General features: G+C 74.9%; 13 protein-coding genes. 4 read left to right on the forward strand and 9 right to left on the reverse strand.

Annotation, left to right across the window (positions count from 1 at the left end; translation table 11 throughout):
• Nucleotides 1-155 precede the first annotated feature (155 nt).
• From CHF15_RS16980 to CHF15_RS16990, 3 genes are all read right to left on the reverse strand, one after another.
• Nucleotides 156-587 carry a GNAT family N-acetyltransferase gene (locus tag CHF15_RS16980; RefSeq protein WP_089224650.1) on the reverse strand — a complete coding sequence of 144 codons (432 nt, stop codon included), beginning with the start codon at nucleotides 585-587 and terminating at the stop codon, nucleotides 156-158.
• 112 nt (nucleotides 588-699) lie between these two features.
• On the reverse strand, nucleotides 700-3,267 hold the full coding sequence (locus CHF15_RS16985; RefSeq protein WP_089224651.1) for an ABC transporter permease: 2,568 nt from the start codon (nucleotides 3,265-3,267) through the stop codon (nucleotides 700-702).
• Between the two features lie 10 nt (nucleotides 3,268-3,277).
• Entirely contained in the window at nucleotides 3,278-4,063 is a 786-nt protein-coding gene (locus CHF15_RS16990; RefSeq protein WP_089224652.1) for an ABC transporter ATP-binding protein, read from the reverse strand.
• Between the two features lie 242 nt (nucleotides 4,064-4,305).
• Between CHF15_RS16990 and CHF15_RS16995 the strand changes: the two genes are divergently transcribed.
• The 3 genes from CHF15_RS16995 (at nucleotide 4,306) to CHF15_RS17005 (ending at nucleotide 5,630) form a co-directional block, all read left to right on the forward strand.
• Nucleotides 4,306-4,899: a hypothetical protein gene (locus tag CHF15_RS16995; RefSeq protein WP_089224653.1), complete on the forward strand. Its 594-nt coding sequence runs from the start codon at nucleotides 4,306-4,308 to the stop codon at nucleotides 4,897-4,899.
• Between the two features lie 135 nt (nucleotides 4,900-5,034).
• A complete protein-coding gene (locus CHF15_RS17000; RefSeq protein WP_089224654.1) occupies nucleotides 5,035-5,262 on the forward strand; it encodes a toxin-antitoxin system HicB family antitoxin in 228 nt (75 codons plus the stop codon).
• A complete protein-coding gene (locus CHF15_RS17005; protein WP_089224655.1) occupies nucleotides 5,259-5,630 on the forward strand; it encodes a fic family toxin-antitoxin system, toxin component in 372 nt (123 codons plus the stop codon). The genes CHF15_RS17000 and CHF15_RS17005 overlap by 4 nt, the downstream gene beginning before the upstream one ends.
• A 3-nt stretch (nucleotides 5,631-5,633) precedes the next feature.
• Here the strand turns inward: CHF15_RS17005 and CHF15_RS17010 are convergent, their stop codons facing one another.
• The 6 genes from CHF15_RS17010 to bioB all read right to left on the reverse strand — a co-directional run bounded on the left by CHF15_RS17010 (nucleotide 5,634) and on the right by bioB (nucleotide 10,994).
• Nucleotides 5,634-6,230 carry a DUF4865 family protein gene (locus CHF15_RS17010; RefSeq protein WP_089224656.1) on the reverse strand — a complete coding sequence of 199 codons (597 nt, stop codon included), beginning with the start codon at nucleotides 6,228-6,230 and terminating at the stop codon, nucleotides 5,634-5,636.
• Between the two features lie 39 nt (nucleotides 6,231-6,269).
• Nucleotides 6,270-6,833: a TetR/AcrR family transcriptional regulator gene (locus tag CHF15_RS17015; RefSeq protein WP_245938877.1), complete on the reverse strand. Its 564-nt coding sequence runs from the start codon at nucleotides 6,831-6,833 to the stop codon at nucleotides 6,270-6,272.
• Nucleotides 6,834-6,896: 63 nt separating this feature from the next.
• Nucleotides 6,897-7,574 (reverse strand): class I SAM-dependent methyltransferase, encoded by a 678-nt coding sequence (locus tag CHF15_RS17020; RefSeq protein ID WP_089224658.1) that lies wholly within the window; start codon nucleotides 7,572-7,574, stop codon nucleotides 6,897-6,899.
• A gap of 189 nt (nucleotides 7,575-7,763) precedes the next feature.
• Nucleotides 7,764-8,495 carry a dethiobiotin synthase gene (gene bioD / locus CHF15_RS17025; RefSeq protein ID WP_089224659.1) on the reverse strand — a complete coding sequence of 244 codons (732 nt, stop codon included), beginning with the start codon at nucleotides 8,493-8,495 and terminating at the stop codon, nucleotides 7,764-7,766.
• Nucleotides 8,492-9,784 (reverse strand): adenosylmethionine--8-amino-7-oxononanoate transaminase, encoded by a 1,293-nt coding sequence (locus CHF15_RS17030; protein ID WP_089224660.1) that lies wholly within the window; start codon nucleotides 9,782-9,784, stop codon nucleotides 8,492-8,494. The genes bioD and CHF15_RS17030 overlap by 4 nt, the downstream gene beginning before the upstream one ends.
• Nucleotides 9,777-10,994: a biotin synthase BioB gene (gene bioB, locus CHF15_RS17035; protein WP_089224661.1), complete on the reverse strand. Its 1,218-nt coding sequence runs from the start codon at nucleotides 10,992-10,994 to the stop codon at nucleotides 9,777-9,779. The genes CHF15_RS17030 and bioB overlap by 8 nt, the downstream gene beginning before the upstream one ends.
• Before the next feature lie 149 nt (nucleotides 10,995-11,143).
• Here bioB and CHF15_RS17040 point away from each other — a divergent pair, with 149 nt between their 5' ends.
• On the forward strand, nucleotides 11,144-12,292 hold the full coding sequence (locus CHF15_RS17040) for an 8-amino-7-oxononanoate synthase (protein WP_089224662.1): 1,149 nt from the start codon (nucleotides 11,144-11,146) through the stop codon (nucleotides 12,290-12,292).
• The last annotated feature ends 1 nt before the right edge of the window (nucleotide 12,293 follow it).

Raw genomic sequence — 12,293 nt, forward strand, 5'->3', positions numbered from 1 at the left:
GGCCGGGGTGGGGCGCGCGCCGCGGGCGTGGGCCAGGGGACCCGGGACGCGGCGGACTCGCAGGGTCGTCCATACGCCCATCGTAGGAAGCGCGGGCACAACGGACAGCCCGGGAACACCGCGGCCGGGGGAGCGCCCCGGACCTCGGTGGCGCGCTACGGGGTCCGCTCGAACGGCTTGGTCCAGCGGCGCCAGTGGTGCTCGGGCGCGTAGCCCGCCGAGCGCCAGGCGTGGTGGGCGCGCTCGTTGCGCTCCAGCACCATCGCGTCGCCGCGCCGGCCGCCCAGCGCGGTGAAGCGCTCCTCGGCCGCCGCCAGCAGGGCCCGGGCGACGCCCTGCCGCCGCCGCTCGGGGTGGACCGCCAGCCGGTACAGGTGGCAGCGCCAGCCGTCGAAGCCCGCGATGACCGTGCCGACGAGCACGCCGCCGGCCTCGGCGAGCAGCAGGGCGCCGGGGTCGCGTGCGATCAGCCGCGCGACGCCGTCCGGGTCGTCGCTGATGCTGGTGCCCTCGGCGGCCGTCCGCCAGAAGTCCAGCACCCGTCCGGCGTCGGCCGGTGCGGCGCCGCGTATCGCGAGATCGTCCATGCGGGTCAGCCAAGCAGCCCGCGGGCCCGGGCGGCGAGCGAATTACGAAGCGCCGTGCCCTTCGCCCGGCTCGCCGCGCCGCAGCTCCGCGATGACCCCGCCGCCGGGCCGCTCACTCGTGGGCGATCGCGGCCAGGACGTTCATCCGCGAGGCGCGCAGGGCCGGCAGCAGCGCCGCGACCAGCCCCACCACCACGGAACCGGCCATGACAGCCCCGACCGTGGTCCACGGCACGGCGAACGCCCGCATGCCCTCCAGGGCCAGCACCTCGTGCGTCACGACACCCCAGACCAGTCCCAGGGCGAGCCCCAGCACCGCGCCGAAGACCGCGATCACCACGGACTCCAGCCGGATCATCCGGCGCAGTTGCAGCCGCGACAGACCGATCGCCCGCAGCAGCCCGATCTCCCGGGTGCGCTCGATGACGGACAGGGCGAGGGTGTTGACGACGCCCAGCACGGCGATGATGATCGCCAGCCCGAGCAGCGCGTACACCAGGTTCAGCAGTACGGAGATCTGGGTGCGCACCAGCTCCTTGTAGTCGGCCTGGTCGCGGACCTCGACCTGCGGATAGGGCCCCAGCGCCCGCTCCAGGTTCGCCCTCAGCGTCGGCTTGTCCGTGCCGGGCGCGGCGTTCACGTACAGCGCCGCGTCCTGGCCGCCGGGGAGGAACCGCTCGGCGGTGGCGAGGCCCATGGTGAGGGTCGCGTCGTCGCCCAGCAGGGTGCTCTGGCTGGTGGTCAGCGCGCGCAGGGTGAACGTCGCCGAGCGGCCGTCGACGAAGCGCACGGGGATGCGGCTGCCCACGCGCAGACCGTGGTGGGCGGCGTACGTCGCGGAGAGCGAGAGGCTGTCGCGGGACAGGGCGCGCGCCGTGTCGCCCGCGGCGTAGTCCAGGTTGAGCGCCCGGTCCGCCCCGGGGCCGATGGCCGTCCCGGTCAGCTCGGCCGTGCGGTGGCCGGGCAGCGTCATCAGGACGGAGACGTACCGCACGGGCACCACCTCCCCGGCGCCGCGCACCTTCCGCACCCGCTCGGTGATCTCCTGGGTGAACGGCGCGAAGTGGGTGCCCTGCACGACGTAGTCCGCGCCCAGCGCCCGGTCGATCTCCTGGTCGAAGGAGCTCGCCATCGACGAGCCGGCGATGGACATGCCGGTGACCAGGGCCAGCCCGATCATCAGCGCGCCGGCCGTCGCGCCCGTACGGCGCGGGTTGCGCAGCGCGTTGCGCTGGCTCATCCGGCCCACCGGCCCGAAGACGTGGGGGAACGCCCCGCCCAGCACCCGGATCACCGGGCGCACCAGCAGCGGCCCCACGACCACCGCCGCGATCAGCGACAGTCCGATGCCGGCCCCCAGGAACGTCGCGGCGTCACCGGTGCTCCCGGCCACCGCCGCCCCGGTCAGCGCCCCCGCGGCCACCAGCGTGGCGACCGCGCCGCCCACCGCCCGCGACCGCAGGTTCCGCCCGGCCCCGGCGACCTCGGCGTCGGACAGCGCGGCCATGGGGGAGACCCGCGAGGCCCGCCGCGCCGGCAGGTAGGCCGCCACCAGCGTCACCAGCAGGCCGACGGCGAACGCCGCCACCGGCACGCGCGCGCGGATGACCATCTCGGCGGCGTCGATGTTCATCCCGAACACCCCGAGCAGCCGGATCAGCCCGGCGGCCGTGCCGATCCCGCACAGCAGGCCCAGGGCGGAGCCCACCAGCCCGAGCAGCAGCGCCTCCACCAGCACCGACCGCCGCACCTGCCCGCGGTCCGCCCCGAGCGCGCGCAGCAGGCCGAGCTCCCGGGTGCGCTGGGCGATCAGCATCGAGTAGGTGTTGACGATCAGGAAGACCCCGACCAGGACGGCGACCCCGGCGAAGCCCAGCATCACGTACTTGATCACGTCCAGGAAGGTGGCCAGGCTCTCCACCGCCGACTTCGCCTGCTCGGCCTGGGTCGTGTACGTGTAGCGCGGACCGAGCGCGGCGGCGATCCGCTTCTTCAGCACGTCGTCCGAAACCCCGGCAGCGGCGTCGGCCTGCACCGACGTCGCCACGCCGGTCTGCCCCAGCAGCCGCGACTGGGAGGTGGGGGTGTCGACGAACAGCAGGGCGGCGCCGGGATTGGTGGTGGTGAAGGTGGCGATGCCGACGAGCCGCACCGGGAACGCGCCGGGCTGCGCCAGCACCCGCAGCCGGTCGCCGATCCTCAGGTGCCGCTTCGCGGCGGTGTCGGCGTCGATCAGCGCCTCGTCGGGGCCGCGCGGCGCGTGACCGCTGGTCAGCCGGACGGGACTGCGCGGGTTCCCCGACCAGTTGGTGGCCAGGGTGGGGGCGCCCGTGGTCGGGCCGACCGGCTGGTCCTTCGCGTCCACGACGGTGGTGTTGCGGACGGTGACGTCGATCCGCGCGTCCGCGACGCCCGGTACCGCCTTCACCCGCTCCAGCAGGGACGCCGGCAGGGTGCGCACCTGTCCGGAGGCGAACTGCTGGTCCTCGGCGAAGGACTCCGGGGGTCCCACCGTCACGTCGGCGGACGTGGAGGCGAACAGGCGGTCGAAGGTGCGGTTGACGGTGTCGGAGAAGATCATGCTGCCGGTGACGAACGCGACCGACAGCAGGACGGCGAGCGCGCTGAGCAGCAGCCGGCCCTTGTGGGCCAGGAAGCTGCGCAGCGTCGCCCGGAGCATCCGGCGGTGCCTAGCCCTGCTTCCGCAGCGCGTCGAAGCGCTTGAGCCGTTCCAGGACGCCCTCCGCGGTCGGCTCGTGCATCTCGTCGACGATCCGTCCGTCGCCCAGGAAGAGCACCAGGTCCGACCAGGCCGCCGCGCCGGGGTCGTGGGTCACCATCACCACGGTCTGGCCGAGGGCGTCCACGGCCTCGCGCAGGAAACCCAGCACCTCGGCGCCCGCCTGCGAGTCGAGGTTGCCGGTCGGCTCGTCCGCGAAGATCAGCTGCGGGCGGGAGGCGAGGGCGCGGGCGCACGCCACACGCTGCTGCTGCCCGCCCGACAACTGCGCCGGACGGTGCCCCAGCCGGTCGCGCAGGCCCAGCGTGTCGATCACCCGGTCCACCCACTCCGCGTCGGGCCTGCGGCCGGCGATGTCCATCGGCAGCGTGATGTTCTCGGCGGCCGTGAGCGTCGGCAGCAGGTTGAACGCCTGGAAGACGAAGCCGACCTGGTCACGGCGGAGCCGGGTCAGTTCGCGTTCCGCCAGACGGGTGATCTCGGTCTCGCCGATCCAGACCTGCCCGGAGGTGACGGAGTCCAGCCCCGCCAGGCAGTGCATGAGTGTGGACTTCCCCGAGCCGGAGGGCCCCATCACGGCCGTGAAGCGGCCGCGGGCGATCTCCACGTCCACCGCGTCCAGCGCCACCACCCGGGTCTCGCCCGTCCCGTACGACTTCGTCAGCGCCGTCGCCCGCGCGGCGGGTTCCGCTCCCGCCTCGATGCCCTCTGTGTCCGCTGCCGTCCATGTCGACACGCTTGCCCCCCAGGATGAGGAAGTGCGCACTTGTCCGTATGCGACCCGAGCGTAGGTCGTCGGGTGCGGCGCCGCATCGTCCCCGAGGGTGAGCGCCGGGGCGCGCGGGCGGCCGCCGCGCGACCGCGAGTTCGTCCGGCCGAAACCGGCCGGCCGTCCCGGTACGTCTTCAGGTGCACCCGCGCCGGGCACCGTGTGACCGGGACGGGGACGAGGACACGTACCGAGGGGGGACCGAATCGATGGTGCACACACGAAGCCGGACCGGGTCCGGCGACCGCAGGCGCACGCGGGCCTTGGCGGGGGTGCCCGTGGCGGCGCTGCTGGTCCTGGCGCTCCAGGGGTGCCAGGACCCGGCGGCCGACGACGCCGGCGGCAAGCCGTCCGCGACCGCGCCGGGAGGCGCGGGCGCCGAGGGCTCGCCCGCGGCGCCGTCGGGGCAGCCGTCCGCGTCGCCGCCGGGCGGTACGGCCGACGGCGACCCGTGCGCGCTGGTGACGCAGCAGGAGGCCGAACGGCTCGCCGGTACGGCCCTCAAGCCCGGTCAGGACCTGGAGGGGACCTGCACCTACCCCGCGCCCGAGTCCGGCCCGACGGCCCAGGTCGAGGTCTTCGCGGGGGAGTCGGGGAAGAACTACTACGACGCCGAGCGCGGGCTCGGCCACGAGCTGAAGCCGCTCGACGGCATCGGCGACGAGGCCTGGCTGGAGGACGGATCGGTCTTCCTGCGGGTGTCCGGGCAGTGGGTCGCGATCCGGCTGGTCCGCAACGAGGAGCCGTCCCGGTTCGACAAGCCGCTCGAGGAACTGGCGCGCACGGTGGCGGGCCGCCTCTGAGCACGCGCTCCGCGTGCGCCCGGCGTGCCCCGTACGCCCCGGAGCCCGCACGGCTCCGGGGCGCACGGGCGCCGGGGCGGATGCGCCCCCGGCGGCCGCTTGTCTCTGCTAGTGCGGTGGCGCTAGCTTGACGGTATGGCCAAGACGCAGTTGAACGTGCGGGTGGACGAGACCACCGCCGCGGCCGCCCGGGAGCGGGCCGCGCAGCGGGGCGTCAGCGTCAACCGGTACATCGAGGAACTCGTCCGGAAGGACGCCGGGGAGCGGGGCCGCAGCTTCGTCGAGGCCGCCGCCGACTTCATGGAGCGCTACGAGTCGGTCTTCGCCGAGGAGTTCGGCGCGGAGCGCGAAGGCCGCCGTTGACCCTGCGGATCGACCTCGCATGGCTGCTCATGGTCGCCGAGCACAACACCCCCGGTGACCCGCAGGTGACCGACTGGGGAGCCCTCGTCGCCGCGGTCAGCCGCCACCAGGCGGAGATATTCGGCACGCCCGTCTACGCCGACCCCCACGAGCGGGCCGCGAGCCTGCTGCAGCTGCTGGTCCACGTTCCGGCCCTGGAACGCTCCAACGCGCTCTTCGCCTCCGCGGTCGCCTACGCCTACCTGGTGGCCGGCGGCCTGAAGGTCGCCACCTCCCCCGAGCGGGTGCGCGACCTGGCCCGGCTGGTCAAGAGCGGCACCGCCGACGTGCGCGAGATCGCCGACGAGCTGCGCTCCTGGTGCGTCTGAGCGCTACGGCCACTGGCGGCCGACCGGCACCTCGTGCAGGTGCGGGGCCGACAGGTGCAGCACCTCGTAGCGGTCGGGATCGGCGACGCCGGCGGGCGGCGTCCGGTCCCAGAGCGTGAAGAGGACGGTCTCCCAGTGGCGCGGGTCCACGGCCAGCACGGTCGTGTGGACGCCGGCCGTGGCGGCGCGCTCCTCCCAGGTCTCCAGCGCCCGGGCCACCGGCCCGCGCGGGTCGGCCCCGGCGGGCATCCGCTGCCGCAGCCGGCTCGCGGCGCCCGGCGCGGTGCCGAAGGCGGGCCCCGGACGGTGGGCGACGCCGGTCCAGTGGCTGACGTCCGGGCGCCCGAAGTCGTCGACGATGCCGCCGAAGCCGCCCCCGCCCCACAGGAAGCGGTTCATGCCGCCGGTGTCGTCCCAGAGGTAGAACGGGGCGTACTCGTTGACCGGGGAGCCCTCCGTGCCGCGTTCACGGATCAGGTAGGCCTTGAAGCCCAGGCCCTCGTAGTCGTCCGTGAGCCGGCCGCGGCCGGCGACCCGGTCCCGGATGATCTTCATGTCGTAGTCGGCGGGCAGCGTGATCCCGTACTGCATCGCGTACATGTGTCCCCCTGGGGTGCGGTGGCCGTGGGCCGGGCCCGCTCAGGCCCGCTGCGCCAGCAGCGCCAGCGCGCCGCTGACGGCCTGGTCGAAGGGCGCCGCGGTGCCGGCCGCCCGGGCGAGCACATAGCCGCCCTGGAGCACGGCCACGAGCGTGGCCGCGATGTCGCCGGTGTCGAGGCCGGGCGCGATCTCGCCGCGCGCCTGACCCTCGGCGAGCACGTCCGCCAGCCGCCCGCGCAGCCACTCGAAGGTCTCGTCGAGCGGCGCCCGCAGCTGGGGGCTCGTCACGACCTCCGGGTCCTGGGTGAGCCGTCCGATCGGGCAGCCCCGCAGCACGTCGCGCTCCCGGCGCAGGTAGCGGGAGACCCGCTCGACCGCCGTGCCCGGGAGGGCGAGTTCGCGCTCGGCGGTCTCCCGCATCTGCTCGGCGGTACGGCGGACGGCGGCGAGCGCGAGTTCCGGCTTGCCGGAGAAGTGGTGGTACATGCTGCCCTGGCCGACGCCCGAGCGCTGCTGGATGGCCTTCGGGCTGGTGCCGACGTAGCCGCGCTCCCAGAGCAGTTCGCGGGTGCTCTCGATCAGGCGGTCCGGCGTCGTCTCCATGGCAGCAGTGTACATACCAGTAGGTACAGAGCCGTGCTCGGTTGTGGTGCTCGGCCGTGGTGCTCAGCCCGGGCGCCGGACGGTGGCCAGGATGTGCGGGGAGCTCGGCAGGGGCAGCGTGAGGCCCTTGGCGCGCTCCGGGACGTGGAAGCGGCGCAGCTCCAGCACGTCGAAACCGGCCGCCTCGACCGCGGCGAGCGTGTCCCGCCCCGTCCGGCAGCCGCCGAACAGCAGCGGCCACAGGGTGCGGTCCGCCACCCACTGCAGCGCCGCGTGCCCTCGGCCCTCGGCCCGGCAGTGCTCCAGCAGCCGCAGCTCCCCGCCCGGGCGCAGCACCCGGTGGAGCTCGGCCAGGGCGCGTCTCTGGTCGCGTACGGAGCACAGCACCAGCGAGGCGACCGCCGCGTCGAAGGCCTCGCTCTTGACCGGCAGCGCCTCGGCGACACCGGGCACGACGTCCACCGGCACCTCGGCGTGCTGCGCGGCGTCCACGGCCAGCCGGCGCAGATGCCGCTCCGGCTCGATCGCCACCACCTCGGCGACGGTGCGCGGATAGTGGCGGAAGTTCAGTCCCGAGCCCGCGCCGATCTCGATGACCCGGCCGGTGAGTCCCGCGAGCACGGTCTCCCGGTGCGCGCCGAAGCCCGCGCGGGCGTCCATCACCGGACCGCAGCGGGCGTAGAAGCGGGCGAACAGCGGGTGATGGACCGCTTCGCGCGTCACGCCGGTACGGCTCCTCATGGCCGGACCTCCTTCGCCTGGGCACCCCTCCCTCCGATTCTGCCGCTCCGGAGCCCGTCCCAAGCCTCCCCGTACCGGGGCGAATTCGGCGTGTCGCCCGCCGTCCGCGCGCGGCCGCCCCCGGGCGCGTCCGTACGGGGACGCGCCCGGGGGCGGCCGGGGCGGGTCGAGCGCGGGTGCCGACGAGGCTCAGGCCAGGGCGGCGGGTGCCCAGTAGGAGGTGAAGGCTTCGGCGTCCCACATGCCGCCGATGCGGGGGGAGAGCCAGCCGGGTGCCGCCTCACGGAAGGCGGCGGGGTCGAGGGCGGCCGCGCCGGCGGGCAGGGCGCCCAGGAGCGGGGCGACGGTGACATCGGGGAGGTCGGTGAGGTTGCAGCGGGCGGCCAGGTCCGGGTCCTCCGGCCAGCTGCCGATGACGAAGCCCGCGCACTTCAGCTCCCGCGCCTTGAGGGACTCCGCGGTCAGCGCGGCGCCGTTGAGGGCGCCGAGCCCCGCCGGGGTGACCACGAGCACCGGGGCCGTCAGCATCCGCGCCGCGTCCGCCAGCGTCGAACCCACCTCGTCGAGGCGGACGAGCAGCCCGCCCGCGCCCTCGACGAGGACGATGTCGTGCACCGCCGCCAGCTTCGCCGCCGCCTCCGCGATGTCGGCCGGGCCCACCGGGGCGGCCCCGGAGCGCCGGGCGGCCGTGGCGGGCGCCAGCGGCTCGGGGTACCGGGCCAGTTCGACGCTGGTGACCTCGGGCCCGGCGAGCCGGGTGACCTCGGCGGCGTCGCCCGGCTCGCCGGGGCCCACCCCGGTCTGCGCGGGCTTGAGGTACGCGACGCTGTACCCGCTGAGCAGCGTGGTCGCCGCGATCGCCGCCGTGGTCACCGTCTTGCCGATCTCCGTGCCCGTACCGGTCACGAACAACACCGTCATGCCGCCTCCGCCGCCGCGCGCACCGCCGCGCAGATGCGCGCGATGTCCTCGTCCCCCGTGACGTACGGGGGCATCGTGTAGATCAAGTCCCGGAACGGGCGCAACCATACCCCCCTGCGGACGGCGGCCCGCGTGGCGGCGGCGAGGTCGACCTGGTGGTCGAGCTGGACGACGCCGATCGCGCCCAGCACCCGCACGTCCCGCACCCCCGGGATGCCGGCGGCGGGCGCGAGGCCGTCGCGCAGCCCGGCCTCGATCCGCTTGACCTCCTGCGCCCAGTCCTGGCCGAGCAGCAGGTCGAGGGAGGCGCAGGCGACGGCCGCGGCCAGCGGGTTGCCCATGAAGGTCGGGCCGTGGGCGAGCACCGGTACCTCGCCCCGGGAGATCCCGTCGGCGACGCGCGAGGTGCACAAGGTGGCGGCCATCGTCAGGTAGCCGCCGGTCAGGGCCTTGCCGACGCACATCACGTCCGGTGAGACCCCGGCCTGGTCGGCGGCGAACAGCGTCCCGGTGCGCCCGAAGCCGGTGGCGATCTCGTCGAACACCAGCAGCACGTCGTGCTCGTCGCACGCCTCGCGCAGCACCCGCAGATAGGCGGGGGAGTGGAAGGCCATGCCGCCAGCGCCCTGTACGACGGGCTCCACTATGACCGCGGCGAGCTCGTGCGCGTGATCGGCGATCGTCTCCCGCAGGTGGCCCGCGTACGCCTCCTCGTAGGCGGCCGGCGGGGCGTCCGCGAAGACCTGCCGGGGCAGGACGCCGGACCACAGCCCGTGCATGCCGCCCTCTGGGTCGCAGACGGACATCGGCTGCCAGGTGTCGCCGTGGTAGCCGCCGCGCCAGGTCATCAGCCGCTGCTTCTCCGGCCGGCCGAGCGAACGCCAGTACTGCAGGCACATCTTGACCGCGACCTCGACCGATACCGAGCCGGAGTCGGCGAGGAAGACGTGCCGCAGCGGCTCGGGAGTGATCTCCACCAGGCGGGCGGCGAGCCGCACGGCCGGCTCATGGGTGAGCCCGCCGAACATGACGTGGCTCATCCGGTCCAGCTGGCCGCGGGCCGCCTCGTTGAGCACGGGGTGGTTGTAGCCGTGGATCGCCGACCACCACGACGACATGCCGTCGACGAGCTCGGTCATCCCGTCGACGGGCTCGGCGAGCCGCAGCCGGACCCCGGCCGCGGACTCGACGACGAGCGGTTCCTGACGGCCCGGCATGGGCCCGTACGGATGCCAGACGTGCTCCCGGTCCAGCGCCAGCAGCTCGCCCGGGGCGAGCGGCTCAGGCATTGGGGGGCAGATCCGTGCCGGTGCCGCGGCGGCGCACGGCCACCAGGTCGGTGCGGGCGGCACCCGCGGCCGCCGGCTGCGCGGTCTCGCCCGCGCCGTGGGCGTGGCCGCCGCAGGGGCCGCAGCCGCCGCCCTCGGCCTCGCCGTGCGAGCCGCAGCCCGCGGAGGCGTGGGCACCGCAGCCCCCGGCCGCGGCCGCCGCGTCCGCGCGGTGCACGGGCAGGGTCACCTCGCCGGCGCCCTCCACCTCGAAACCGGCGTCCGCGATCATGTCGAGGTCGGCCCTGCCGGCCTGGCCCTCGCTGGTGAGGTAGTCGCCCAGGAAGATGGAGTTCGCCAGGTGCAGCGCGAGCGGCTGCATGGTCCGCAGGTGCACCTCGCGGCCGCCCGCGATGCGGACCTCCACATCGGGACAGACGAACCGCACCATCGACAGGATCCGCAGGCAGCGCTGCGGGGTGAGGTTCCACTCCTTCGCCAGCGGAGTGCCCTCGAAGGGGATGAGGAAGTTCACCGGGACGGAGTCGGGGTCCAGCTCGCGCAGCGCGAAGACCACGTCGACCAGGTCCTCGTCGCTCTCGCCCATGCCCGCGATCAGCCCCGAGCAGGCCGACAGGCCCGCCGCCTGGGCCTGTTGCACCGTTTCGACCCGGTCCGCGTAGGTGTGGGTGGTGGTGATGTCCCCGTAGGTGGCCTCGGAGGTGTTGAGGTTGTGGTTGTACGCGTCGGCGCCCGCGCCGCGCAGGCGATCGGCCTGCCCGTCGGAGAGGAGGCCCAGGCAGGCGCAGACCTCGACGCCCTCGTTCTGCTCCTTGATGGCCTCGATGGTCCTGGAGACCCGGTCCACGTCGCGGTCGGTCGGGCCGCGCCCGCTCGCCACCAGGCAGACCCGCTTGGCGCCGCCGGCGACCCCCGCCGCCGCGGCGGCCGCCGCCTCGTCGGGCTTCAGCCAGGTGTACTTGAGGATCCCGGCCTCCGAGCCGAGCCGCTGCGAACAGTACGAGCAGTCCTCCGGGCACAGCCCCGACTTCAGGTTGACCAGGTAGTTCAGCTTCACCCGGCGGCCGAACCACGCGCGGCGCACCTTGCCGGCCGCGGCCACCACGTCGAGGAGTTCCTCGTCGGAGGTCGCCAGCACGGCGAGCGCCTCCTCGCGGGTGGGCAGCTCGCGGCGCAGGCCCTTCTCCACCAAAGCATTGAGCAGTTCCATGCCGCGATCCTGACGCACGGCACGGGCCGCGGCCAATGGGACATCCCACAAGACCGCTCGCTCAGGGTGTGTGCATCACCACACCGTGCGAGACGGTCCGGCACACTACGGTGCTGCCGAACCCTCCGAGCCGACCCCAGGGAACGACCATGACCCGCGACCCGTTCGACTGGATCGACGCGCACGCCGAACGGCGCCGCGCCGCCGGACTGGTGCGCACCCTGCGGCCCCGGCCCGCGCACTCGCCCCTGCTGGACCTCGCCTCCAACGACTACCTGGGGCTCGCCCACCACCCCGAGGTGACCCGGGCCGGTGCGGATGCCTGCCTGCACTGGGGCGCCGGCTCGACCGGATCCCGGCTGGTCACCGGCAGCACACAGCTGCACGCCGAACTGGAGGCCGAACTCGCCGCCTTCTGCGGCTTCGAGGCGGCGCTGGTCCTCGCCTCCGGTTACGCCGCCAACCTCGCCGCCGTCACCGCACTCACCACCGAGCCGGGCACGCTCATCGTCTCCGACAGCGGCAACCACGCCTCGCTCATCGACGGCTGCCGGCTCTCCCGTGCCGGCACCGAGGTCGTGCCGCACGCCGACACCGACGCCCTGCGCAAGGCGCTCGGCGGCCACGACGGGCCCGCCGTGGCCGTCACCGACTCGGTCTTCTCGGTGGACGGCGACGCCGCCCCGCTCCGCGCGATGGCCGCCGCCTGCGCCGAGCACGGGGCCGCGCTGCTGGTGGACGACGCCCACGGACTCGGGGTGCTCGGCCCCGGGGGCCGGGGGGCGGCCGCGGAGGCGGGTCTGGCGGGCGCGCCCGGACTGGTGTGCACCGCCACCCTCTCCAAGTCCCTGGGCAGCCAGGGCGGCGTGGTGCTCGGCCCGGCCCGGGTCATCGAGCACCTGGTCAACGCCGCGCGGACGTTCATCTTCGACACGGGCCTCGCCCCGGCCGCGACGGGCGCGGCACTCGGCGCGCTGCGCCTGCTGAGGCGGGAGCCGGAGCGTGCCGTACGGGCCCGGGCGGTCGCCCGCGAGCTGTACGAGCGGCTGGCGGGGGCGGGGCTGGACGCCACCGCGCCGGACGCGTGCGTGGTGTCGGTGCGGGCGCCGTCGCCCGAGGCGGCGGTCGAGTGGGCCGCGGCGTGCCGTTCGGCGGGTCTGGCGGTGGGCTGCTTCCGGCCACCGTCCGTGCCCGACGGGATCTCGCGGCTGCGGCTCACGGCGCGGGCGGATCTGACGGACCGGGAGATCGGCGACGCCGTGGGGACGATCGTCCGTACGGCGCCGCCGCGCCCCTGAG

It is taken from the genome of Actinacidiphila glaucinigra (assembly GCF_900188405.1).
In the GTDB taxonomy this organism is placed as follows: domain Bacteria; phylum Actinomycetota; class Actinomycetes; order Streptomycetales; family Streptomycetaceae; genus Actinacidiphila; species Actinacidiphila glaucinigra.

What these genes read in the sequence shown, in the direction of transcription:
- bioB (WP_089224661.1), bottom strand. Translation starts at nt 10,994, where the DNA reads ATGGAACTGCTCAATGCTTTGGTGGAGAAGGGCCTGCGCCGCGAGCTG.
- CHF15_RS17000 (WP_089224654.1), top strand. Translation starts at nt 5,035, where the DNA reads ATGGCCAAGACGCAGTTGAACGTGCGGGTGGACGAGACCACCGCCGCG.
- CHF15_RS17030 (WP_089224660.1), bottom strand. Translation starts at nt 9,784, where the DNA reads ATGCCTGAGCCGCTCGCCCCGGGCGAGCTGCTGGCGCTGGACCGGGAG.
- CHF15_RS17040 (WP_089224662.1), top strand. Translation starts at nt 11,144, where the DNA reads ATGACCCGCGACCCGTTCGACTGGATCGACGCGCACGCCGAACGGCGC.
- CHF15_RS16995 (WP_089224653.1), top strand. Translation starts at nt 4,306, where the DNA reads ATGGTGCACACACGAAGCCGGACCGGGTCCGGCGACCGCAGGCGCACG.
- CHF15_RS17015 (WP_245938877.1), bottom strand. Translation starts at nt 6,833, where the DNA reads ATGGAGACGACGCCGGACCGCCTGATCGAGAGCACCCGCGAACTGCTC.
- CHF15_RS17010 (WP_089224656.1), bottom strand. Translation starts at nt 6,230, where the DNA reads ATGTACGCGATGCAGTACGGGATCACGCTGCCCGCCGACTACGACATG.
- bioD (WP_089224659.1), bottom strand. Translation starts at nt 8,495, where the DNA reads ATGACGGTGTTGTTCGTGACCGGTACGGGCACGGAGATCGGCAAGACG.
- CHF15_RS16985 (WP_089224651.1), bottom strand. Translation starts at nt 3,267, where the DNA reads ATGCTCCGGGCGACGCTGCGCAGCTTCCTGGCCCACAAGGGCCGGCTG.
- CHF15_RS17020 (WP_089224658.1), bottom strand. Translation starts at nt 7,574, where the DNA reads ATGAGGAGCCGTACCGGCGTGACGCGCGAAGCGGTCCATCACCCGCTG.
- CHF15_RS16980 (WP_089224650.1), bottom strand. Translation starts at nt 587, where the DNA reads ATGGACGATCTCGCGATACGCGGCGCCGCACCGGCCGACGCCGGACGG.